Annotated in this window: 18 protein-coding genes and 1 tRNA gene; 17 read left to right on the forward strand and 2 right to left on the reverse strand. The window is 69.7% G+C overall.

Annotated features, from left to right (window positions below; genetic code table 11):
• From ACLBX8_RS24590 to greA, 15 genes are all read left to right on the forward strand, one after another.
• The coding region (locus ACLBX8_RS24590) for an EF-Tu C-terminal domain-related protein (RefSeq protein WP_447715860.1) at nucleotides 1-587 on the forward strand (587 nt) is incomplete at its 5' end.
• Nucleotides 588-764: 177 nt separating this feature from the next.
• Nucleotides 765-841 (forward strand) — tRNA-Trp (locus ACLBX8_RS24595).
• 182 nt (nucleotides 842-1,023) lie between these two features.
• A complete protein-coding gene (gene secE / locus ACLBX8_RS24600) occupies nucleotides 1,024-1,320 on the forward strand; it encodes a preprotein translocase subunit SecE (protein ID WP_020096222.1) in 297 nt (98 codons plus the stop codon).
• A 76-nt stretch (nucleotides 1,321-1,396) separates the two neighbouring features.
• On the forward strand, nucleotides 1,397-1,930 hold the full coding sequence (gene nusG / locus ACLBX8_RS24605) for a transcription termination/antitermination protein NusG (protein ID WP_012320778.1): 534 nt from the start codon (nucleotides 1,397-1,399) through the stop codon (nucleotides 1,928-1,930).
• Nucleotides 1,931-2,156: 226 nt separating this feature from the next.
• A complete protein-coding gene (gene rplK / locus ACLBX8_RS24610; protein WP_010686899.1) occupies nucleotides 2,157-2,606 on the forward strand; it encodes a 50S ribosomal protein L11 in 450 nt (149 codons plus the stop codon).
• Nucleotides 2,607-2,617: 11 nt separating this feature from the next.
• Nucleotides 2,618-3,316: a 50S ribosomal protein L1 gene (gene rplA, locus ACLBX8_RS24615; RefSeq protein WP_020096224.1), complete on the forward strand. Its 699-nt coding sequence runs from the start codon at nucleotides 2,618-2,620 to the stop codon at nucleotides 3,314-3,316.
• 258 nt (nucleotides 3,317-3,574) lie between these two features.
• Complete coding sequence (locus ACLBX8_RS24620; RefSeq protein WP_091980893.1) at nucleotides 3,575-5,218, forward strand: B12-binding domain-containing radical SAM protein; 1,644 nt, start codon at nucleotides 3,575-3,577, stop codon at nucleotides 5,216-5,218.
• Nucleotides 5,219-5,757: 539 nt separating this feature from the next.
• Nucleotides 5,758-6,276: a 50S ribosomal protein L10 gene (gene rplJ / locus ACLBX8_RS24625; protein ID WP_026605422.1), complete on the forward strand. Its 519-nt coding sequence runs from the start codon at nucleotides 5,758-5,760 to the stop codon at nucleotides 6,274-6,276.
• Nucleotides 6,277-6,325: 49 nt separating this feature from the next.
• Nucleotides 6,326-6,703, forward strand: coding sequence for a 50S ribosomal protein L7/L12 (gene rplL, locus ACLBX8_RS24630; RefSeq protein WP_020096227.1), 378 nt, complete (start codon nucleotides 6,326-6,328; stop codon nucleotides 6,701-6,703).
• A 245-nt stretch (nucleotides 6,704-6,948) separates the two neighbouring features.
• Entirely contained in the window at nucleotides 6,949-11,073 is a 4,125-nt protein-coding gene (gene rpoB / locus ACLBX8_RS24635; RefSeq protein ID WP_447700574.1) for a DNA-directed RNA polymerase subunit beta, read from the forward strand.
• Between the two features lie 174 nt (nucleotides 11,074-11,247).
• Nucleotides 11,248-15,459 carry a DNA-directed RNA polymerase subunit beta' gene (gene rpoC / locus ACLBX8_RS24640; protein ID WP_447700575.1) on the forward strand — a complete coding sequence of 1,404 codons (4,212 nt, stop codon included), beginning with the start codon at nucleotides 11,248-11,250 and terminating at the stop codon, nucleotides 15,457-15,459.
• A 425-nt stretch (nucleotides 15,460-15,884) separates the two neighbouring features.
• Nucleotides 15,885-16,982, forward strand: coding sequence for a cell wall hydrolase (locus ACLBX8_RS24645; RefSeq protein ID WP_056526330.1), 1,098 nt, complete (start codon nucleotides 15,885-15,887; stop codon nucleotides 16,980-16,982).
• A 212-nt stretch (nucleotides 16,983-17,194) separates the two neighbouring features.
• Nucleotides 17,195-17,779: a hypothetical protein gene (locus ACLBX8_RS24650; RefSeq protein WP_447700576.1), complete on the forward strand. Its 585-nt coding sequence runs from the start codon at nucleotides 17,195-17,197 to the stop codon at nucleotides 17,777-17,779.
• A gap of 73 nt (nucleotides 17,780-17,852) precedes the next feature.
• Nucleotides 17,853-18,839, forward strand: a complete 987-nt coding sequence (gene acuI / locus ACLBX8_RS24655) for an acrylyl-CoA reductase (NADPH) (protein WP_447700577.1) — start codon at nucleotides 17,853-17,855, stop codon at nucleotides 18,837-18,839.
• Nucleotides 18,840-19,080: 241 nt separating this feature from the next.
• Nucleotides 19,081-19,554, forward strand: coding sequence for a transcription elongation factor GreA (greA, locus tag ACLBX8_RS24660; protein ID WP_020096234.1), 474 nt, complete (start codon nucleotides 19,081-19,083; stop codon nucleotides 19,552-19,554).
• A gap of 6 nt (nucleotides 19,555-19,560) precedes the next feature.
• Here the strand turns inward: greA and ACLBX8_RS24665 are convergent, their stop codons facing one another.
• Nucleotides 19,561-20,433 (reverse strand): LysR family transcriptional regulator, encoded by an 873-nt coding sequence (locus ACLBX8_RS24665; protein WP_447700578.1) that lies wholly within the window; start codon nucleotides 20,431-20,433, stop codon nucleotides 19,561-19,563.
• A gap of 135 nt (nucleotides 20,434-20,568) precedes the next feature.
• Here ACLBX8_RS24665 and wrbA point away from each other — a divergent pair, with 135 nt between their 5' ends.
• The gene (wrbA, locus tag ACLBX8_RS24670) at nucleotides 20,569-21,171 is read left to right on the forward strand and encodes an NAD(P)H:quinone oxidoreductase (protein WP_056526308.1); all 603 of its coding nucleotides are present in this window, start codon (nucleotides 20,569-20,571) and stop codon (nucleotides 21,169-21,171) included.
• Between the two features lie 133 nt (nucleotides 21,172-21,304).
• Here the strand turns inward: wrbA and ACLBX8_RS24675 are convergent, their stop codons facing one another.
• A complete protein-coding gene (locus ACLBX8_RS24675; protein ID WP_447700579.1) occupies nucleotides 21,305-22,303 on the reverse strand; it encodes an L-threonylcarbamoyladenylate synthase in 999 nt (332 codons plus the stop codon).
• Between the two features lie 137 nt (nucleotides 22,304-22,440).
• On the opposite strand from ACLBX8_RS24675, the gene ACLBX8_RS24680 reads away from it, so the two are divergent.
• Complete coding sequence (locus ACLBX8_RS24680; RefSeq protein ID WP_447700580.1) at nucleotides 22,441-24,180, forward strand: acyl-CoA dehydrogenase; 1,740 nt, start codon at nucleotides 22,441-22,443, stop codon at nucleotides 24,178-24,180.
• Nucleotides 24,181-24,187 lie beyond the last annotated feature (7 nt).

The following is a 24,187-nucleotide window of genomic DNA, read 5'->3' on the forward strand; positions in this document are numbered from 1 at the left end:
TCCCGCAGCCGGAGCGTCCGATCGACATGCCGTTCCTGATGCCGATCGAGGACGTGTTCTCGATCTCGGGCCGCGGCACGGTGGTGACGGGTCGCGTCGAGCGCGGCATCGTGAAGGTGGGCGAGGAAGTCGAGATCGTCGGCATCCGGGCGACCACCAAGACGACGGTGACGGGCGTGGAGATGTTCCGCAAGCTGCTCGACCAGGGGCAGGCGGGCGACAACGTCGGCGTGCTGCTGCGCGGCACGAAGCGCGAGGACGTGGAGCGCGGCCAGGTCGTGTGCAAGCCGGGTTCGGTGAAGCCGCACTCGAAGTTCAAGGCCGAGGCGTACATCCTGACCAAGGAGGAGGGCGGCCGCCACACGCCGTTCTTCACCAACTACCGGCCGCAATTCTACTTCCGGACCACGGACGTGACCGGGATCTGCACGCTGCCGGAGGGCACCGAGATGGTGATGCCGGGCGACAACGTGACCATGGACGTGGCGCTGATCGTGCCGGTGGCCATGGAGGAGAAGCTGCGCTTCGCCATCCGCGAGGGCGGCCGCACCGTCGGCGCCGGCGTCGTCGCCGCCATCAACGACTGACAACCGATCCGGGGCGGCGCCGCGCGCCGCCCCGCCTCTCCGACGCCGGCTCCCGTCTCGACGGGGGCCGGCGTTTCCGTTTCGGGCGGGCGGGGTCCCGTCGGCGCCGCTTCCCGCCCGCTTCCCGCAAGCGACCCCTTGCAAGCCGCGCCGTGATGGGGCATTGGGCGGTGCGCTAGGAGTGTAGCTCAACTGGTCAGAGCGCCGGTCTCCAAAACCGGAGGTTGCGGGTTCGAGTCCCTCCACTCCTGCCAGACATTCAGCCCGATCCCGCGCGGCGGCCCGGTCGACAAGCCGGGGGAGTTGCGCTAGAGCGGGCGCAATCCGAGATCTGAAGCGACCGTCGGTGCGGGCCCATCCGGGTCCTCGGCGCCGACATTCGCATTCCCGGATGCGGTCTCTGCCTCGGGGCCGAACACGCACAGACACTGGCGCCATGGCATCGAACGAAGCGACCAAGAAGGTGGACCTGGTGCGCGGCGCGGCCCGCGGTCCCGCGAATCCGCCGCCCGCCCGGCCCGCGACCCCCGCCCGCGCGCCGCAGAAGCGCGCCACGCCGGGCGAGTTCTTCGCCCAGGTGCGCGACGAGGCCCGCAAGGTCACGTGGCCGACCCGCCGGGAGACCACGATCACGACCATCATGGTGTTCGTGATGGTCGTCGCCGCGAGCCTGTTCTTCACGGTCGTGGATCAGGCCCTGCGCTTCTTGGTCGGCCTGATCCTGGGCGTCTGAGAGATCCTGGGCGTCTGGGGGCGGCTCGCCGCCGATCGGGGGTGACCCCGGGGACTTGTCGGAGTTGAACGGAACCGTGTCGAAGCGCTGGTACATCGTCCACGCCTACTCGAACTTCGAGAACAAGGTCGCCCAGTCCATCAAGGACCAGGCGGCCCAGCGCGGGCTGACCGAGCTGTTCGACGAGGTGATGGTCCCGACCGAGAAGGTCGTGGAGGTCCGCCGCGGCCGGAAGGTCGACGCCGAGCGCAAGTTCTTCCCCGGCTACGTGCTGGTGAAGTGCGACCTCACCGACGAGGTCTACCACCTGATCAAGAACACCCCGAAGGTCACGGGCTTCCTCGGGGCCGACAAGTCGAAGCCGGTGCCGATCCCGGACGCCGAGGCCGAGCGGATCAAGGGCCAGGTCGCCGAGGGCGTCGACCGGCCGAAGCCCTCGATCTCCTTCGAGATCGGCGAGACCGTCCGGGTCGCCGACGGCCCGTTCGCCAGCTTCAACGGCACCGTCGAGGAGATCGACGACGCCCGCTCCCGCCTCAAGGTGGCCGTGTCGATCTTCGGCCGCGCCACGCCGGTCGAGCTCGAATACGCCCAGGTCGAGAAGGCCTGAGCCCCCGATCGCGGCGGCCCTGCGGCCGCCCGTCGGTTCCGGTCGCCGCATCCCCACCGGGTGCGGGGGCCGCGAAACTGCCGCGTTCCGCTGAGGGCGCGGCACCATCCGCGGGAGAACCGCCCGGCTTCGCCTCCGGGATCCACGGCTCGCACCGCGACCTGCAACCGTCCGACCCGCCGCGCTTCAGGCCGCACGGGGGCGGATTTTCATTGGGAGCAGTCCCATGGCGAAGAAGATCACGGGCTACGTGAAGCTTCAGGTCCCGGCCGGCGCCGCCAACCCGTCGCCGCCGATCGGCCCCGCGCTCGGTCAGCGCGGCCTCAACATCATGGAATTCTGCAAGGCCTTCAACGCGAAGACCGCGCAGATGGAGAAGGGCACCCCGATCCCGGTGATCATCACCGCGTATCAGGACCGCTCCTTCACCTTCGAGATGAAGCAGCCCCCGGTCACCTTCTTCCTGAAGAAGGCCGTCGGCCTGAAGCTCGGCAAGAAGCCGGCCTCCGGCTCCAAGACCCCGGGCAAGGGCCCGACCGTCGGCAAGATCACCGAGGCGCAGCTCCGCGAGATCGCCGAGAAGAAGATGCCCGACCTCAACTGCGACACGGTCGAGTCGGCCGTCGCGATGATCCGTGGCTCCGCGCGGGCCATGGGCCTCGAAGTCGTCGCGTAAGGGAGGGCAGCATGGCTAAGGAAGGCAAGCGCATCCGCGCCGCCCGCGAGGGCATCGAGGCGACCAAGCTCTACGCGCTCGACGAGGCGATCAAGCTGGTCAAGGAGCGGGCGACCGCGAAGTTCGACGAGACCGTCGAGGTCTCGATGAATCTCGGCGTCGATCCCCGCCACGCCGACCAGATGGTCCGCGGCGTCTGCAACCTGCCGAACGGCTCCGGCCGGACGGTGCGCGTGGCGGTCTTCGCCCGCGGCGCCAAGGCGGACGACGCCAAGGCCGCCGGTGCCGACATCGTCGGCGCCGAGGATCTCCTCGAGATCGTGCAGAGTGGCAAGATCGAGTTCGATCGCTGCATCGCGACCCCCGACATGATGCCGCTGGTCGGCCGTCTCGGTAAGGTGCTGGGCCCGCGCGGCCTGATGCCGAACCCGAAGGTCGGCACCGTCACCATGGACGTGAAGGGCGCCGTCGCCGGCGCCAAGGGCGGCTCGGTCGAGTTCCGCGTCGAGAAGGCCGGCATCGTCCATGCCGGCGTCGGCAAGGTCTCGTTCGACGCCGACAAGCTCGTCGAGAACATCAAGGCCTTCGCGGACGCCGTCGCCAAGGCGAAGCCCGCGGGCGCCAAGGGCACCTACGTCCAGCGCATCGCCGTCACCTCGACGATGGGCCCTGGCGTGAAGGTCGAGCCGAACACGGTTCTGACCGCCTGAGGCGGGACGAATCGTCGACGCTGCGGAGCGCCCGGCCGGGAACGGCCGGGCGCTCTGCGTTCGCGGGATCGGTGCTCGTCCCTGTCTCGGACCTGTCTCCGACGCAGGCCTGTCCAGGGCTTGAGGCAGGCGCGGAATACGGTCGGTGACGCGACAGGAAGACAAGCCGCGATGGGCCGGCCCGAACCTGCGTCCCTCACGCCATTCTTAACCGCCGAGGGGGGCGCCAACGGCCGCGGCTGTGCTAGATAGTCCGGCATGCGATGCACCCTGACGGTCACCTCCAAGCGACGCATCCTGTGCGTCTTTCCCGCCTACACGCCGTCCTTCGGGACATTCTCCCACGCCTACCCGCTGATGGGCGGGGTGAAGGCGTTCATGCCGCCGCAGGGGTTGCTGCTGATCGCGGCCTACATGCCGGAGGCTTGGGAATGCCGGTTCATCGATGAGAATATCCGCCGCGCGGGCCCGGCCGACTTCGCCTGGGCCGACGCGGTCTTCGTCTCCGGGATGCACATCCAGGAGCCGCAGATCCACGATATCCGCGACCGCGCCCGCGCGGCCGGGAAGGTGACGGTGCTGGGCGGCCCCTCGGTCTCGGGCGCGCCGGAGAAGTACGGCGACTTCGACTACCTCCATATCGGCGAGATCGGCGACGCCACCGACCAGCTCGTCGCTCGCCTCGACGCGGACCTCACGCCGCCGCCCGCCCAGGTGGTGCTGGAGACCAAGGATCGCCTCCCGCTCGCGGACTTCCCGGCTCCGGCCTACGAGGCGGCGCCGCTCAAGCGCTACCTGATCGGCTCCCTGCAATTCTCCTCGGGCTGCCCCTACCGCTGCGAGTTCTGCGACATCCCGCAGCTCTACGGCCGCCAGCCGCGCCTGAAGAGCCCGGAGCAGATGTGCGCCGAGCTCGACGCCATCGTCAGCCAGCCGGGCCACCCGGCGGTGGTCTACTTCGTCGACGACAACTTCATCGGCAATCGCAAGGCGACCCGCGAGATGCTGCCGCACCTCGTGGAATGGCAGAAGCGGAACAACTACCCGCTCCAGTTCGCCTGCGAGGCGACGCTGAACATGGCCAAGCAGCCCGAGATCCTGGAGCTGATGCGGCAGGCCAACTTCATGACGGTGTTCGTCGGGATCGAGACCCCGGAGGCGGACGCCCTCAAGGGCATCGACAAGACCCACAACGCCGCCGTGCCGATGTACGAGGCGATCGAGACCCTCAATTCCTACGGGCTCGAGGTGACCTCCGGCATCATCCTGGGCCTCGACAGCGACACCGACAAATCCGAGCAGAACCTGATCGACTTCATCGACCGCTCGGCGATCCCGGTCCTGACCATCAACCTGCTCCAGGCCCTGCCCAAGACCCCGCTCTGGGACCGGCTGGAGCGCGAGGGCCGGCTCCTCCACGACGCCAGCCTCGAGTCGAACGTCCTGTTCAAGCGCCCCCACGATTCGGTGGTGAGCAGCTGGCGCCGGGCGATCGCGCACGCCTACGAGCCGGAGAAGATCTTCGAGCGCTTCAAGCACCAGTGCGCGGTGACCTACCCGAACCGCATCACCACGCCGACGGCCGGCAAGCTCACGTTCACCAACCTGCGCCGCGGCCTCATCCTGGGCTTCAACATCATCACCCGCGTCGGGATCTTCTCCGACTACCGCAGGCCGTTCTGGAGCGCGGCCGGCTACGCGCTGAAGCGCGGGCAGATCGAGGCGGTGTTCAACATGGGCTTCGTGGCCCACCACCTGATCCGCTTCACCCGCGAGGCCCTGCGCGGCGAGCACAACGCCTCGTTCTACGCCGCGAAGGCCGCGGAGGCGAAGGCCGCCCGCGACCGCAGCTGGTGGGAGACCGCGCGGCGCAAGCTGGTGCCGGAGCGCGAGGCGGCCTAGCCGGGGATCCCGGGAAGGGCCCCGAGCGATGCAGCAGCGGCAGGGTACCCGCGCAAGTCCTTGCCTGCGGCGGAAAAGTCGCGCTCCGGCCCTTGGCAGGTGGCTTGCTAGGCTCTATACACCGCGCCTCACGCATTTCATCCTCACGGAAGGAGAGCGGCCGATCGGCCGGTTTCCGCTCGAAATGTCGCCCGGGCAACCGGGTGGCACTGGCCGGAAGGATCCCAGGGGCGACGAGCCCCGCGGAGCCTTGTCCGGCCATGTCCTGTCCGAGACTGCAGGTGCCGGTTCGCCGGCTTAATCCGCCAGCCTGCACAGACGGGGAAGACCGAATTCGAAAAGCCTCGCCTCGGCCCCGGCCGTGGAGGGGTGTCGGTTTGAACCAACTCGCCCGAGGCGGCCCGAAGGGGCACGCGCGGGGACAGGGCCGCGAAGCGTCGTTCGGACGTTCCCGGTCTTCCTGAAGGCCGAGACCACGTCCGGGCGGCATGTGCAACCGGCGGACCCGAGACCGGGTTCCGCCAACCGGAGAGAGCCCAGTGGACCGGACAGCTAAAGCTGATCTCGTCTCGACGCTCAACGGCGTGTTCAATCAGAGCGCCGTCGTCGTCGTGGCCCACTACAAGGGCCTCACGGTCGCCGACATGCAGAAGCTGCGCGCGCAGATGAAGCAGGCCGGCGCCACCGTGAAGGTCGCCAAGAACAGCCTCGCCGGCATCGCACTCGATGGCACGGACGTCGCCTCCATCAAGCCGCTCCTGAAGGGCCCGACCCTGCTCGCCTATTCCGGCGATCCGGTCGCTGCCGCGAAGGTCGCGGTCGATTTCGCCAAGGTCAACGACAAGCTCGTGATCCTCGGCGGCGCGATGGGGAAGACTGCCCTGAACCCGGACGGCGTGAAGGCGCTCGCCTCGCTCCCGTCCCTCGACGAACTGCGCGCCAAGATCGTGGGCCTCGTGCAGGCGCCCGCGACCAAGATCGCTCAGGTCGTCAACGCGCCGGCGGCGAAGCTCGCCCGCGTGTTCGGGGCCTATGCCAACAAGGACGAGGCCGCCTGAGGCCCTTCAAAATCCATCCGTTCAAACCGATATCTGAGAGGAATTCAAAATGGCTGATCTCGCCAAGCTCGTCGACGACCTGTCCTCGCTGACCGTGCTCGAGGCCGCTGACCTGGCCAAGATGCTCGAGGAGAAGTGGGGCGTCTCGGCCGCCGCTGCCGTCGCCGTGGCCGCCGGCCCGGCCGCCGGTGGCGCTGCCGCCGCCGCCGAGGAGCAGACCGAGTTCACGGTCGTCCTCGCCTCCGCCGGCGACAAGAAGATCGAGGTCATCAAGGAGGTCCGCGCGATCACCGGCCTCGGCCTCAAGGAGGCCAAGGACCTGGTCGAGGGCGCGCCGAAGCCGATCAAGGAAGGCGTCGCCAAGGACGAGGCCGAGAAGCTCAAGGCCCAGCTCGAGAAGGCCGGCGCCAAGGTCGAGCTCAAGTAAGTCGACGATGGGCCGGTCCCGGCCCATCACCCCACGAAGGCTCCGCGCGAGCCTGTCGTGACCGGAGCCCGCGGGTCAGCGCCCGCGGGCTTTAGGCCGCTTCGGCGGATGGTCCTGGAACGGGACCGGCAAGAGATTCGGTTCGGTGGCGCGGCTCGGCGGGGCGCGCGTCACGGCCCGGTGCGGGAGGTCCCTTTCGGGAACGCTTCCCCGGGCGCGAGGCACGCGGGTAGGAGCGAGGTCACATGGCCAACACGCTGGTCGGTCGCAAGCGCATTCGGAAGTTCTTCGGCAAGATCAAGGAAGTTGCCGAGATGCCGAACCTCATCGAGGTTCAGAAGGCGTCCTACGACCAGTTCCTGATGGTCGACGAGCCCGAGGGCGGGCGCGCCGACGAGGGGCTGCAGAGCGTGTTCAAGTCGGTGTTCCCGATCTCCGACTTCGCCTCCACGGCGCTGCTCGAGTTCGTGCGCTACACCTTCGAGGCCCCGAAATACGACGTGGACGAGTGCCGCCAGCGCGGCATCACCTTCGCGGCCCCGCTGAAGGTCACGCTGCGCCTCATCGTGTTCGATGTCGATCCGGACACCCAGGCGAAGTCCGTCAAGGACATCAAGGAGCAGGACGTCTACATGGGCGACATGCCCCTGATGACGGAGAACGGCACCTTCATCGTCAACGGTACCGAGCGCGTCATCGTCTCGCAGATGCACCGCTCGCCGGGCGTGTTCTTCGACCACGACAAGGGCAAGACCCACTCCTCGGGCAAGCTCCTGTTCGCCGCCCGCATCATCCCGTACCGGGGCTCCTGGCTCGACGTCGAGTTCGACGCCAAGGACATCGTGCATGTCCGCATCGACCGGAAGCGCAAGCTGCCGGCGACGTCGCTGCTCTACGCCCTGGGTCTCGACGGCGAGGAGATCCTGTCGACCTTCTACAACAAGGTCGTCTACGACCGGGACGGCGCCGACTGGCGCGTGCCGTTCGACGCCGAGCGCATGAAGGGCATGAAGGCGACCGTCGACCTGATCGACGCCGATTCCGGCGAGGTCGTGCTCGAGGCCGGCAAGAAGCTGAACGCCCGCAACGCCCGCCAGATCACCGAGAAGGGCACCAAGTTCCTCAAGGCGACCGACGAGGATCTCGTCGGCCAGTACGTCGCCGAGGACCTCGTCAACGTGCAGACCGGCGAGATCTGGGCCGAGGCCGGCGAGGAGGTCACCGACAAGCTCCTGAAGAGCCTGGAGGAGGTCGGGATCACCGAGCTGCCGGTGCTCGACATCGACCACGTCAACATCGGCCCCTACATCCGCAACACGCTGGCGGTGGACAAGAACTCCAACCGCGAGGGCGCGCTGTTCGACATCTACCGGGTCATGCGCCCGGGCGAGCCGCCGACCCTCGAGACCGCCGAGGCGATGTTCCACTCGCTGTTCTTCGATTCCGAGCGCTACGACCTCTCGGCGGTCGGCCGCGTGAAGATGAACATGCGCCTCGACCTCGACGCCGCCGACACCGTGCGCACCCTCCGCAAGGAGGACATGCTGGCGGTGGTCAAGGCGCTCGTGGAGCTGCGCGACGGCAAGGGCGAGGTCGACGACATCGACCACCTCGGCAACCGCCGCGTCCGCTCGGTGGGCGAGCTCATGGAGAACCAGTACCGCCTGGGCCTCCTGCGCATGGAGCGCGCCATCCGCGAGCGCATGAGCCAGGTCGACATCGACACGGTCATGCCGCAGGACCTGATCAACGCGAAGCCCGCGGCCGCGGCCGTGCGCGAGTTCTTCGGCTCGTCGCAGCTGTCGCAGTTCATGGACCAGACCAACCCGCTCTCCGAGGTGACGCACAAGCGCCGCCTCTCGGCGCTGGGCCCGGGCGGTCTGACCCGCGAGCGCGCCGGCTTCGAGGTGCGCGACGTGCACCCGACCCATTACGGCCGCATCTGCCCGATCGAGACGCCGGAAGGCCCGAACATCGGCCTGATCAACTCGCTCGCCACCTTCGCGCGGGTGAACAAGTACGGCTTCATCGAGACCCCGTTCCGCCGCGTGCGCGACGGCGTGGTCACCGACGAGGTCGCCTACCTCTCGGCCATGGAGGAGGCGAAGTACTACGTCGCCCAGGCGAACGCCCAGATGGACGAGGCCCGCAAGCTCACGGAGGACCTCGTGGTCTGCCGCCGGGCCGGCGAGGTGATCGTCGTCGGTCCTGAGCGCGTCGACCTCATGGACGTGTCGCCGAAGCAGCTCGTCTCGGTGGCCGCGGCGCTGATCCCGTTCCTCGAGAACGACGACGCCAACCGCGCGCTGATGGGCTCGAACATGCAGCGCCAGGCGGTGCCGCTCGTCCGCGCCGACGCCCCGTTCGTGGGCACCGGCATGGAGGCGGTGGTCGCCCGGGATTCCGGCGCCGCCATCGCGGCCCGCCGGGCCGGCATCGTGGACCAGGTGGACGCCACCCGCATCGTCATCCGCGCCACCGAGGAGGCCGACGCCAACAAGCCGGGCGTCGACATCTACCGGCTGCAGAAGTTCCAGCGCTCCAACCAGTCGACCTGCATCACGCAGAAGCCGCTGGTCCGCGTCGGCGAGTTCGTCAAGAAGGGCGAGATCATCGCCGACGGTCCCTCGACCGAGTTCGGCGAGCTGGCGCTCGGCCGGAACGTGCTCGTCGCGTTCATGCCGTGGAACGGCTACAACTTCGAGGACTCGATCCTGCTCTCCGAGCGGATCGTGAAGGATGACGTGTTCACCTCGATCCACATCGAGGAGTTCGAGGTGATGGCCCGCGACACCAAGCTCGGGCCGGAGGAGATCACCCGCGACATCCCGAACGTCTCCGAGGAAGCGCTCAAGAACCTCGACGAGGCCGGCATCGTCTACATCGGTGCCGAGGTGAACGCCGGCGACATCCTCGTCGGCAAGATCACCCCGAAGGGCGAGAGCCCGATGACGCCGGAGGAGAAGCTGCTCCGCGCCATCTTCGGCGAGAAGGCCTCGGACGTGCGCGACACCTCGCTGCGGGTGCCGCCGGGCGTCACCGGGACCATCGTGGAAGTCCGCGTGTTCAACCGCCACGGCGTCGACAAGGACGAGCGCGCCCAGGCGATCGAGCGCGAGGAGATCGAGCGGCTCGCCAAGGACCGCGACGACGAGCAGGCGATCCTCGACCGCAACACCTACGCCCGCCTCGCGGACGTGCTGATCGGCCAGGCGCCGGTGGCCGGTCCGAAGGGCTTCCGCAAGGACACCACGCTCACCCGCGAGCTGATCAACGACTACCCGCGCTCGCAGTGGTGGCAGTTCGCCGTCATCGACGACCGTCTCATGACCGAGATGGAGGCGATGCAGAAGCAGTACGACGAGTCGAAGAAGCGCCTCGAGCAGCGCTTCCTCGACAAGGTCGAGAAGCTGCAGCGCGGTGACGAGCTGCCCCCCGGCGTCATGAAGATGGTCAAGGTCTTCGTGGCGGTGAAGCGCAAGATCCAGCCGGGCGACAAGATGGCCGGCCGTCACGGCAACAAGGGTGTCGTGTCGCGGATCGTGCCGATCGAGGACATGCCGTTCCTGGAGGACGGGACGCATGCCGACATCGTGCTCAACCCGCTGGGCGTGCCCTCGCGCATGAACGTCGGCCAGATCCTGGAGACGCACCTCGGCTGGGCGGCTGCGGGCCTGGGTCGCAAGGTGTCGAAGGCGGTGGATGCCTATCTGAAGTCGCAGGACATCGCGCCGCTGCGGGAGGAGATGAAGGCGATCTACTCCCCCGGCGAGCTCGACGGCCTGACGGACGAGGAGCTGGCCGAGGCCGGCAACAACGTCCGCCGCGGCGTGCCGATGGCCACGCCGGTCTTCAACGGCGCCAAGGAGGCCGACATCGAGCAGATGCTGGAGATGGCCGGTCTCGACCGCTCGGCGCAGTCGACGCTCTACGACGGGCGGACCGGCGAGCCCTTCGACCGCAAGGTGACGATGGGCTACATCTACATGCTGAAGCTGCACCACCTCGTGGACGACAAGATCCACGCGCGCTCGATCGGCCCCTACTCGCTCGTCACCCAGCAGCCGCTGGGCGGCAAGGCGCAGTTCGGCGGCCAGCGCTTCGGCGAGATGGAGGTCTGGGCGCTGGAGGCCTACGGCGCGGCCTACACGCTGCAGGAGATGCTGACGGTGAAGTCGGACGACGTGGCCGGCCGCACCAAGGTCTACGAGGCGATCGTCCGCGGCGACGACACCTTCGAGGCCGGCATCCCCGAGTCGTTCAACGTGCTCGTCAAGGAGATGCGCTCGCTCGGCCTCAACGTCGAGCTCACCTCCTCCAAGAAGGCGGCCAACGACCAGCTGGAGCCGCCGGCGGACGCGGCCGAGTAAGAGAGACCACACCTCCCGTGGCGGCGGTTGCCCGCCGCCACGGTCGAGCGGGAAGGGGAGGGGCCTTCCGGGGTTCGACGACGGTGAGCAGCGCCCGCGCGGGGCGCGGCGCCGGATCTTTTTCAGGACGCGGTGGCCCGGCGCGGGGCTGCCGGCGTCAACAAGGAGCGGATCATGAACCAAGAGGTCATGAACCTTTTCAACCAGCAGGCCCAGCCGGTCAGCTTCGATCAGATCAAGATCTCGATCTCGTCCCCGGAGAAGATCCTCTCCTGGTCGTACGGTGAGATCAAGAAGCCCGAGACCATCAACTACCGGACCTTCAAGCCCGAGCGCGACGGCCTGTTCTGTGCGCGCATCTTCGGGCCGATCAAGGACTACGAGTGCTTGTGCGGCAAGTACAAGCGCATGAAGTACAAGGGCGTCATCTGCGAGAAGTGCGGCGTCGAGGTCACCCTCGCGCGTGTCCGGCGCGACCGCATGGGCCACATCGAGCTGGCCGCCCCCGTCGCGCATATCTGGTTCCTGAAGTCGCTGCCGTCGCGCATCGGCCTGCTGCTCGACATGGCGCTCAAGGACCTCGAGCGGATCCTGTACTTCGAGTCGTACTGCGTCATCGAGCCGGGCCTCACCCCCCTGAAGGAGCGTCAGCTCCTGTCGGAGGAGGAGTACCTGCGCGCGCAGGAGGAGTACGGCGAGGACTCGTTCACCGCCATGATCGGCGCCGAGGCCATCCGGCGCATCCTGCAGGAGCTGGACCTCGACAAGATCGCCAACGATCTGCGCGAGGAGATCGCCGTCACCACCTCGGAGCTGAAGCCCAAGAAGCTCCTGAAGCGGCTCAAGATCATCGAGGCCTTCCAGATGTCCGGCAACAAGCCGGAATGGATGATCCTCACGGTCGTGCCGGTGATCCCGCCGGACCTGCGCCCGCTGGTCCCGCTGGACGGCGGCCGCTTCGCGACCTCCGACCTGAACGACCTGTACCGCCGCGTCATCAACCGCAACAACCGCTTGAAGCGGCTGATCGAGCTGCGCGCGCCCGACATCATCATCCGCAACGAGAAGCGGATGCTGCAGGAGGCCGTCGACGCCCTGTTCGACAACGGCCGCCGCGGCCGCGTCATCACGGGTGCCAACAAGCGCCCGCTGAAGTCGCTCGCCGACATGCTGAAAGGCAAGCAGGGCCGGTTCCGCCAGAACCTGCTCGGCAAGCGCGTCGACTACTCGGGCCGCTCGGTCATCGTGGTCGGTCCGGAGCTGAAGCTGCACCAGTGCGGCCTGCCCAAGAAGATGGCGCTGGAGCTGTTCAAGCCGTTCATCTACGCGCGCCTCGACGCCAAGGGCTTCTCGGCCACCGTCAAGCAGGCCAAGAAGCTCGTGGAGAAGGAGAAGCCGGAGGTCTGGGACATCCTCGATGAGGTGATCCGCGAGCACCCGGTGATGCTGAACCGCGCGCCGACGCTGCACCGCCTCGGCATCCAGGCCTTCGAGCCGAAGCTGATCGAGGGCAAGGCGATCCAGCTGCACCCGCTGGTCTGCGCCGCGTTCAACGCCGACTTCGACGGCGACCAGATGGCCGTGCACGTCCCGCTGTCGCTCGAGGCGCAGCTGGAAGCGCGCGTCCTCATGATGTCGACGAACAACATCCTGCACCCGGCCAACGGTCAGCCGATCATCGTGCCGTCGCAGGACATCGTTCTCGGCCTCTACTACCTGTCGATCGTGGCCGAGGGCGCGCCGGGCGAGTTCAAGCCGGGCAACACCAAGAACCCGATGCAGGGCGTCTACGGCGACATGGGCGAGCTGGAGCACGCTCTCGCCGCCAAGGCGGTGTCGCTGCACTCGAAGATCAAGTGGCGCTGGACCGGCATCGGCCCGGACGGCGAGCCCCTGACCAAGACCTACGAGACCACCCCCGGCCGCGTGATCCTCTCCGGCGCCCTGCCGAAGCACGCCAAGGTGCCCTTCGACGTCGTCAACAAGCTGATGACCAAGAAGGAGATCTCGGCGATGATCGACACCGTCTACCGCCACTGCGGTCAGAAGGAGTCGGTGATCTTCTGCGACCGGATCATGGCGCTCGGCTTCAACCACGCGTTCAAGGCCGGCATCTCGTTCGGCAAGGACGACATGGTCGTGCCGGAGAACAAGTGGTCGATCGTCGACACGACCCGCGCGCTCGTGAAGGATTACGAGCAGCAGTACAACGACGGCCTGATCACCCAGGGTGAGAAGTACAACAAGGTTGTCGATGCCTGGGCCAAGTGCTCGGACAAGCTGGCCGCCGAGATGATGGGCCGGATCTCGGCCGTCCAGAAGGACGAGCACGGGGCCGACAAGCAGGTCAACTCGATCTACATGATGAGCCACTCCGGCGCCCGCGGCTCGCCTGCTCAGATGAAGCAGCTGGCGGCGATGCGCGGCCTCATGGCCAAGCCGTCGGGCGAGATCATCGAGACCCCGATCATCTCGAACTTCAAGGAAGGCCTGGACGTTCTGGAGTACTTCAACTCCACGCACGGTGCCCGTAAGGGCCTGGCCGACACCGCCCTGAAGACCGCCAATTCCGGCTACCTGACCCGCCGCCTCGTCGACGTGGCGCAGGACGCGGTCATCCGCGAGGTGGATTGCGGCACGACGAGCGGCATCAAGATGCGCGCCATCGTGGATGCCGGTCAGGTCGTGGCGACGCTCGCCACCCGCATCCTGGGCCGCGCCACGGCCGAGGATCTGGTGGCCGCGGACGGCACGGTGATCGTCAAGACCGGCGAGACCATCGAGGAGCGGCACCTGCCGGCGATCAACGCCGCCGGAATCCAGGAGGTGAAGATCCGCTCGGTGCTGGTCTGCGCCACCAAGAGCGGCGTCTGCGCCACCTGCTACGGGCGCGACCTCGCCCGCGGCACGCCCGTCAACATGGGCGAGGCCGTCGGCGTCATCGCGGCGCAGTCGATCGGCGAGCCGGGCACGCAGCTCACGATGCGCACCTTCCACATCGGCGGTGCGGCCCAGATCGCAGACTCGTCCTTCATCGAGTCGAGCTTCGAGGGCACGATCAAGATCCGCAACCGCGCCGTGGCCAAGAACACGGACGGTGATCTGATCGCCACCGGCCGCAACGTGGCGGTCGTCATCGTCGGGTCGGACGGGGTCGAGCGGGCGGTCCACCGCCTGCAGTACGGCGCCAAGCTCCGGGTCGACGAGGGTGACAAGATCAAGCGCGGGCAGCGGATCGCCGAGTGGGATCCCTACACCCGTCCGATCCTCACCGAGGTGGACGGCATCGTGGCCTACGAGGATCTGGTCGACGGCCAGTCCATGACCGAGACCACCGACGAGTCGACCGGCATCGCCAAGCGCGTCGTCGTCGACTGGCGCGGTTCGGCCCGGACCTCGGACCTGAAGCCCGCGATGGTCGTGGTCGACCGGGACGGCAAGGCGCTCAAGCTGCCGCGCGGCTCGGACGCCCGCTACTTCCTGCCGGTCGACGCCATCATCGGCTTCGACCCGGGCGCCACGGTCAAGGCTGGCGACATCCTCGCCCGTGTCTCGACCGACTCGGCCAAGACCCGCGACATCACCGGCGGTCTGCCGCGGGTGGCGGAGCTGTTCGAGGCGAGGCGCCCGAAGGACGCGGCGATCATCGCCGAGAAGTCGGGCACCATCGCGTTCGGCCGCGACTACAAGAACAAGCGTCGGCTCACGCTGACGCCGCACGACGGCTCGGAGGCGGTCGAGTACCTGATCCCGAAGGGCAAGCACATCCACCTGCAGGACGGGGACGTGGTCGAGCTCGGCGATTACATCGTCGACGGAAACCCGGCCCCGCACGACATCCTGGCGATCAAGGGCGTGGAGGAACTCGCGGCCTACCTCGTCAACGAGATCCAGGAGGTCTACCGGCTGCAGGGCGTGTCGATCAACGACAAGCACATCGAGGTGATCGTCCGTCAGATGCTGCAGAAGGTCGAAGTGACCGACGGCGGCGACTCGGACATCCTCTCGGGTGACCAGATCGATCGCACGGAGCTGACCGACTTCAACGAGAAGCTGCTCGCCGAGGGCAAGAAGCCGATCCAGGGCGTTCCGGTCCTGCTCGGCATCACCAAGGCGTCGCTGCAGACCAAGTCGTTCATCTCGGCGGCCTCGTTCCAGGAGACCACCCGCGTCCTCACCGAGGCGGCGGTCAACGGCAAGGTCGACACCCTGGAGGGCCTGAAGGAGAACGTCATCGTCGGGTCGCTGATCCCGGCGGGCACGGGCTCGATGGTGGCGGACATCCGCTCCATCGCCCGCCGCCGCGACGCGATGATCCTGCAGCAGAAGCAGGCCGAGAGCGGCGCGATGCCGGTCGAGGAGCTTCCGCCCGCCGCCGCCGAGTGAGGCCGTCGGCAGGACTGAGTTGGGAGAGGGCGGCCTTCGGGCCGCCCTTTCTCGTTCCGGCCTGCCTTTGTCCGGCCGTGTCCCCTCACCAACTCGAACGCCGTCTTTGCAAGCGCAGCGAAGCAACCCAGTGTCGCGCCACGCTGGAAGACGTCCCGCTGCCCTGGGTCACTTCGCTGCGCTCGTGATGACGGGCCGGGCAGTGTCGACTGCAACCCCGAAACCGTATCGAGACGCGCGCGACCGTCCGGCCTTAACGGCAGCTCAACCATACCGCGCGATAAATTCGGCGCGGCCGCAGAAACACCCTGGAAACGGGGAGGATCGGGCCGGTTCGGGTGCGTGAGTGCGGGTCTGGCGTCGTGGGCACGAGACGAGGACGGGAATCGAGCCTGCGCTGGCTCTCGGCGGCCCTGACGCCCTGGATGGTCGGTCTGGGCCTGCTGGTGTCGTTCACCGCCGATGCCGGCACGGAGAACGCCATCGGCGCGAGCCGGCTCGGGGTGATCGACGCCGACACGGTCCCACCGCTGCCGCCCGGCACCTTGCTGATCGGATCGGCCCTCCGCCGCCTCGGCGACGAGCCGCCCCAGGCGACCTTCAAGACCGGCGCGCACGTCTTCCCGGTCGTGCAGCGGGCCGGCAAGGGCGACCCTGCCCGGCCGCCGGCCGAGAGCTTCGCGCGCCGGGCCGCGAACCTGCGCGAGGCGGGCGGCGCCCTGGTGTTCGGCGACGTCACCGGCAGCGTCACCGGCGTGCTGACGCAGGGCTCCGCGATCTGGGACCCGGAATCCGAGCCGGAGGCCGCCTTCGTCCCCGTGCCGGATCTCGGCCTCACCACCGGCAGCGGCACCGCCGCCTCCACGGGCGCGGGGACGGCCGACCTCACCGAGGATGGCGGCCCCGAGCGCTTCGACGGTTCGACCCCGCCGGTGCCGCGGGCCATCGCGCTGTCCTCCACGACGCCGGCGCCCGCCGACGCCATCCCCGTCGAGATCGCCGCGGCGAGCCTCGCGCTCCCCGATTTCGCGATCCGCACCGAGCGGCCCGACAGCGCCCAGCCGGTGCCCGAGGACGCGCGCCGGCGCTACGCCGACCTGATCGATCCGAACGCCCTCGACAAGGAGCAGCGCTGCCTCTCCGAGGCGGTCTATTTCGAGGCTCGGAGCGAGCCCGAGGCCGGCCAGGCCGCTGTCGCCCAGGTGGTGCTCAACCGGGTGAAGAGCGGCCTCTACCCGGCGAGCGTCTGCGGCGTCGTCTACCAGAACCGGCACCACTACATGGGCTGCCAGTTCTCCTTCGCCTGCGAGGGCAAGTCGCTGCGCATCACCGATGCCGGCGCCTGGGAGAGCGCCACCCGCATCGCCCGCTCGGTGATCGAGGGCCGGACCTACCTCGCGGAGGTCGGGGCCGCGACCCACTACCACGCCGACTACGTGCGTCCGGGCTGGGCCCGCCGCCTGCGCAAGATGGACGTGATCGGCCGGCACATCTTCTACCAGCTCCGGGCCGGCCAGACCTGACCCGGGCCGGATCCGGTCTCATAAGAGAGACTGTCGAAGATCCGAACAATCCTACCTAGATAGGCGACGCCTAAGCAGTCGAAACCAAGGGTTAATTTTACCTTCGTTCCCGATAATGCTTGCGCGCCGGGCAACGAGTCTGGCCTCTGGTACGTCGAGACGAGCGCCGCGTCCGCGCCGCGTTTCGTAGTAATGCGTATCAGAGGACTTCCATGACCGCGCCGGTCGCTCGCACCGCTTTCCTCGCCGCCGCCCTCGGTGGCGCGCTCCTCGCCGCACCCGCCCAGGCCGGCGGCTGCTACGGCTCCGAATGCTATCGCCGCGTCGTCACGCCGCCGGTCTACGACACCGTGCAGGAGAACGTGCTGGTGCGCCCGCCCCGCACGGTCTACCGGACCACGCCACCGGTCTACGACACGGTGTCGGAGCGCGTGATGGTCTCGCCCGGCGGCCGCTACTGGCAGACCAGCCGCGGCTCCGGCGGCGAGCTGATCGGCTGCTGGGTGACCACGCCGCCGCGCTTCGCCGTCCGCACCCGGACCGTGCTGATCCGCCCGGCGCAGACGATCCCCGAGACGATCCCGCCGGAATATGCCAGCGTCAGCCGCCGCGTCCTCGTCGCGCCCGCCCGGGCCGGCTGGGCGCCGATCGGCGGCGGTTACGGCTACCGGCCCGCGGCCTACGGCGGCCCGCTCGTCGGCTCGATCCCGGACGCCCTCGGTATCACCGGGGCGAGTTCCTCGGATATCGGCGTCGGTCTCGGCTTCTACACGGGCAGCCGGTACGACGGATACTGAGCCGGTCACGACCGCCGTCGCCTTGATTCCGGGCGTCCCGGCCACACCTCACCGCGCAGCACGGGAGGTGACGATGGGGACGTTCAAGGCCTGGGTGGTCGAGAAGAACGAGGCCGGCCAGAGCCTCGCCTTCCGGGATTTCGACGACGCCGACCTGATGGACGGCGACGTCACCGTGCGGGTGACGCACTCGACCCTGAACTACAAGGACGGCCTCGCGCTCACCGGCAAGTCGCCGGTGGTGCGCCGCTTCCCGATGATCCCCGGCATCGACTTCTCGGGGATCGTCGAGACCTCGGACCATCCGGAGTACAGGCCGGGCGACGCGGTCGTGCTGACCGGCTGGGGCGTCGGCGAGACGCATCTCGGCGCCTACGCGCAGCGCGCCCGGGTCCGGGGCGACTGGCTGGTTCCGCTGCCCCAGGGCCTCACGGCCGAGCAGGCCATGGCGGTGGGCACCGCCGGCTACACGGCGATGCTGTGCTGCATGGCGCTGGACGCCCACGGCGTGAAGCCCGAGCACGGCCCGGTCATCGTCACCGGCGCCTCGGGCGGCGTCGGCTCCGTCGCGGTGGCGCTCCTCGCCCGGGCGGGCTGGCACGTGATCGCCTCCACGGGCCGGGACGGCGAGGCCGATTACCTGAAGGGGCTCGGCGCCGCCGAGATCCTCGACCGGGCCGAACTGTCGAAGCCCGGCAAGCCGCTGGGCAAGGAGCGCTGGGCCGCCGGCGTCGACGCCGTGGGCTCCACGACCCTCGCCAACGTCCTCGCCATGACCCGGGCCGACGGCGCCGTCGCGGCCTGCGGGCTGGCGCAGGGCATGGACCTGCCGACCTCGGTGGCGCCGTTCATCCTCCGCGGCGTCTCGCTGCTCGGCATCAACAGCGTCACCACCCCGCAGAAGAAGCGGCGCGAGGCCTGGGCCCGCCTCGCCCGCGAGCTCGATCTGGCCAAGCTCGCCGCCATGACCAGCAAGGTCCGCCTGGAAGAGGTCGGCCGGCTCGGCGACGAGATCCTGGCCGGCAAGGTTCGGGGCCGGACCGTGGTGGAGGTCGGATAGCTCCGGCGCCCGTCAGGCGGCGTTCCGCCTCCTCGCCCTGGAGGAACGGGGGGCGATACGGACATGGGAGTGCCGGGCCAGGCCGCGGCCTCTCCTTCCGCGGCGCGAGCATGTTCGCGACGGGGTGCTCCTCGTGGATGAGGATCGGGCCGCCCGGCCGTGGCAGGCGCGGCGCCACGGCGAGACCGCCGAGCCATCGCCGCGCGGGAACCTTTGCCGTACCTCGCGTGTTGGCGTCTTCATGAGCGTCGCATTCGTCAAAGAGCCCGAGGGTGGGGAAGCGTTCGAGAATCTGCCGGATCGGCCGATCTCGCCGCACACGAACTTCGTCACGCCGGAGGGGCTCGCGCAGATCGAGGCCGAAGTCGCGCGTCTCGAGAAGGAGGTCGCCTCGCTGGACCCCGCCGACAAGGCGGAGGATTCCCGCATCGGGCGCGACCTGCGCTACTGGGCGGCCCGGAAGAACACCGCGCAGCTCGTGGAGCCCAGGGGCGGCGACACCGTGCAGTTCGGCTCCACCGTCACGGTGGTCCGCGAGGACGAGTCCGGCAAGGAGACCCGGCAGACCTTCCGGATCGTCGGCGAGGACGAGGCCGACCCGCACAAGGGCTCGATCTCGTACGTGGCACCGCTCGCCCGCGCCATCACGGGCAAGACGATCGGCGACGTGGTCGAGGTGAACGGCCACGAGGTCGAGGTCGTCGAGATCCGCTGAGGCGGGTCATCGGCCCTCGAAGCGCGCCCGCAGGGGCAGCAGCGCCTCGGCGACGTGCTCCATGAAGGCCCGGACCCGCGCCGCGTGGCGCAGGTCCGGATGCGTCAGGATCCACAGGTCTGCCCCGAGTTCCGGGTGCGGTCCGGACAGGCGGCGCAGCGCCGGGTTGACGTCGGCCGTGAAGCAGGGGAGCGGGCCGATGCCGAGACCGGCCTCGACCGCCGCCTCCAGGCCCAGCACCGCGTTGATCCGCAGGCGGACGCGGTCGGACGGCACCCGCGCCTCCACGAACCGCGTGAGCGAGCCCCCCGCCACCAGCGGGCTCGGACTGATCCACGTCTCGCGGGCCAGGTCGCCGTAAGCGCGGTCGGCGCGGCCGTAGACCGCCCAGGCGGTGAGGGCGAGGCGGCGCCCGACCAGGGTCTCGCTCGGCTCCCGGCTGATCCGGATCGCCACGTCGGCGTCCCGGCGCGACAGGTTGAGGGTCGCCTCGGCGAGGATGAGTTCGATCCGGATCTCAGGATAACGCTCCGCGAAGCTCGCCAGCATCGGCATCAGCAGCTCGGCGGCGAAGCCGGCCGGCGCGGTCACCCGCAACTCGCCGGAGGGTGTCTCGCCCTGTCCCGCCACCGCGCGGGAGAACCGTGCCACGTCCAGCTCGATGCGTCCGGCCGCCTCGATCATCGCCTGCCCGGCGGCGGTCGGCACGTAGCCCGTGCGCAGCCGCTCGAACAGGCGCGCGCCGAGCCGCGCCTCCAGGGCGGCGAGGCGCCGGAACGCCGTAGAGTGATTGATGCCCAGTTCGGCCGCCGCCGCGGTCAGGCCGCCCCGATCGGCCACCGCCTTCACGAACCGGAATTCGTCCCAATCGAGCGCCACGCCCCGAACCTTGCATCTGTGCAAGATCAATCTTGCATGTCGGCGCATTCTTGCAAGGCGGCAAATGCGCGATGCAGGGGCCATCCGCCGGCCGACGATTCGGTCGGCCGTCCGACACGCAGGAGAGACCATCCCATGGCGAAGGTTCTGGTGCTGTACTACTCGACCTACGGTCACGTGGAGCAGATGGCCTACGCCGTCGCCGAGGGCGCCCGCGAGACGGGGTCCGAGGTCGTCGTGAAGCGCGTGCCCGAGCTGGTCCCGGAGGAGGTCGCCCGGCAGAGCCACTTCAAGCTCGATCAGGCTGCGCCGGTCGCGACCGTCGCTGAGCTCGCCGACTACGACGCGATCATCTTCGGCACGCCGACCCGCTACGGCAACATGGCCTCGCAGATGAAGCAGTTCATCGATCAGACCGGAGGGCTCTGGATGAAGGGCGCCCTGGTCGGCAAGGTCGGCTCGGTCTTCACCTCCACGGCCTCCCAGCACGGCGGCCAGGAGACGACGCTGACGAGCTTCCACACGGTGCTGTTCCACCACGGCATGGTGGTGGTCGGCCTCCCCTACAGCTTCCAGGGGCAGGCGGGCGTCGAGGCGGTGAAGGGCAACACGCCCTACGGCGCCAGCACGATCGCGGACGGCGACGGCTCCCGCCAGCCGAGCGCCGTCGAGCTGGAGGGCGCGCGGTTCCAGGGCCGCCACGTGGCGGGCATTGCCGCCAAGCTGGCCCGAGACTGAGAAGCCAAGAAAAAAGGCTCGGATTGCTCCGAGCCTTAAAGGAAAAAGGCCATTGGGGGCTGAGAAGGCCTTCGTGATCAGTAAACGGATCAGGCCGAACTCTGTTCCGCGGCCGGCGAAAAATTCTCCGCCGTCAGCGGGGCGCGGCCGCCCGGGCGAGGCGATCTCGGATCGCCTCGCCGAGCCCGTCCTCGGGGATCGGCGCGACCGCGATGGTCTCCGCCCCCGAGGCGTCGAGGTCGCGCAGGGCGCCGAACAGCCGGGAAGCGGCCTCGGCGGGATCGCCCGCCGGGCTCAGGTTGACGCTGGCCCGCGCGAGTTCGTGATCCGCCGGGAGATGCGAGCCGAACAGCAGGACCGCCTCGCCGGGTGCGATCCGCACCGCGTCGAGCCGGACCCGCGCCCGCGGTGCGTAGTGCGAGGCGAGCATGCCCGGGCCCGCCGGCCGGTCGGCATCCGCCGCCTCGGGCGCCGCCGGGTCGAGGCCGAGCACTGCCCGGAGCGCCGCCCGGGCGACGCCGCCGGGCCGCAGCAGCCGCGGCGTGCCGCCCAGGCAGGCCACCACCGTCGACTCGACGCCGACCGGCGTGTCGCCGCCGTCGAGCACCGCGGCGATCCGGCCGGCGAGATCGTCGAGGACGTGGGCGGCCCGGGTCGGGCTCACCCGCCCGGACCGGTTGGCCGAGGGCGCCGCGACCGGCCGCCCGACCTCCGCCAGGAGATCCCGCGCGAGCGGGTGCGCCGGAACCCGCAGGGCGAGGCTCGGCAGGCCGGCGCGGGCGAGGTCGCAGACCCGCGTGCCCGCGTGCGCCGGGACGACCAGGGTGAGGGGGCCGGGCCAGAAGGCCTCCGCGAGGCGGCGCGCCGGCGCGTCGAAGACGCCCTCCGCCAGGGCCGCCGCCGCGTCGGGCAGGTGCGAGATCAGCGGGTTGAAGCGCGGCCGCGCCTTGGCGGCGAAGATGCCCGTCACCGCCGCGGGATCGGTTGCGTCCGCCCCGAGCCCGTAGACGGTCTCGGTCGGGAAGGCGACGAGGCGGCCGGCCCGAAGGAGCGCGGCGGCCTCCGCGAGGCCGGCCGCGTCGGCGGTGAGCCGCCGGGTCGCGGCCGGGACCGTTGACCCGGGATCATTCATGCGGGAAGCCGTCTCCGAGGTCATGGCGACGCGAGCCCCGCGCGCCTATCCTCGCCCCGCCCTAGCGCCGGTGCGCGGGCGCGGTCAAACCCGCCCCGGATCGAACGCGCGGGCGGGCCGCCACACGGGAGGATCGTATGAGTTACCGCGCCCCGGTCCCCGAGATGCTCTTCACGCTGCGGCACGTGGCCGGGCTCGACGCGGTCGATCCCGACGACGCCGAGGCGATCCTGACCGAGGCCGGGCGGATCGCCGCCGGCGTGATCGCGCCGCTCAACCGGGTCGGCGACCGGCACGGCACCCCGTTCGCGGACGGGCGGGTCACCACGCCGCCGGGCTGGCGCGAGGCCTACCGCACCTTCACGGAGGGCGGCTGGAACGGACTCTCGGCCGAGGCCGACCACGGCGGCCAGGGCCTGCCGAAGCTGATCGAGGCCGCCTGCACCGAGATGTGGAACGGCGCCAACCTCGCCTTCGGCCTCTGCCCGCTCCTGACCCAGGGCGGCATCGAGGCGCTCGCGGCCCACGGCTCGGACGACTTGAAGGCGCGCTACCTCGAGAAGCTGGTCTCGGGCGCGTGGCCCGCCACCATGAACCTGACCGAGCCGCAGGCGGGCTCCGACCTCGCCCTGCTGCGCACCCGGGCCGTGCCGGCGGGCGACGGCACCTACCGGATCACCGGCAACAAGATCTACATCACCTACGGCGAGCACGACCTCGCCGACAACATCGTCCACCTCGTCCTGGCCCGGCTGCCCGACGCGCCCGCCGGCACGCGCGGCATCTCCCTGTTCCTGGTGCCGAAGGTGCTGCCGGACGGCACCCGCAACGACCTGCGCTGCTCCGGCATCGAGCACAAGCTCGGCATCCACGCCTCGCCGACCTGTTCGATGGCGTTCGGCGACGGCGGCGGCGCTACCGGTTGGCTGATCGGCCAGGAGAACAAGGGTCTGGCCTGCATGTTCACGATGATGAACGCGGCACGGCTCAATGTCGGCCTGCAGGGCGTCGGAATCGCCGAGGCCGCGACCCAGCGGGCGCTCGCCTACGCGCAGGAGCGCCGCCAGGGCAAGGCGGTGGGCGCCGCCGAGGCGACCAGCCCGATCGCTGCCCATCCGGACGTGCAGCGCATGCTGCTCACCATGAAGGCCTCGACGGCTGCCGCCCGCGCCATCTGCTACCTCACCGCCGCGGCCCTCGACGCGTCGAAGGGGCCGGAGGGGCAGGCGGCCCTGGACCGCGCCTCGCTGCTGACCCCGGTCGCGAAGGCGTTCGCGACGGACCTCGCCAACGAGGTGACCTCGCTCGGCGTGCAGGTCCACGGCGGCATGGGCTTCGTGGAGGAGACCGGGGCGGCGCAGCTCATGCGCGACGCCCGCATCCTCGGCATCTACGAGGGGACCAACGGCATCCAGGCCATCGACCTCACCGCCCGCAAGCTGCCGCTGAACGGCGGGGGCACCGCGCGGTCGCAGATCGCCTGGATGCGCCGGGCCGCGGAGGGGCTGCTCAAGGCCGGCGACACCGCCTTCGGCCACATGGCGGCGCGGCTGCGCGACGGGATCGTCAGCCTCGACCGGGCGACGAGCCACCAGCTCGCCGCGCTGAGCTCGAACCGCCCCGAGGCGGCGCTCGCCGGCGCGACGCCGTACCTGCGCCTGTTCGGCCTGACGCTGGGCGCCGCCTGCCTCGCCCGGGGCGCGCTCGCCGCGAGCGCCGCCCGGAAGGCCGGCGAGACGGACCCGGCGCACGCGGCCCGCATCGCGCTCGCCCGGTTCTACGCCGAGAACCTCCTGGTAGCCGCCTCCGGCCTGGAGCAGGCGGTGGTCGAGGGCGGCGCCTTCACGGACGACGCCGCCCTGGCGCTGGCGGTTTGAGGAGCGG

Source organism: Methylobacterium sp. D48H, from assembly GCF_053345715.1.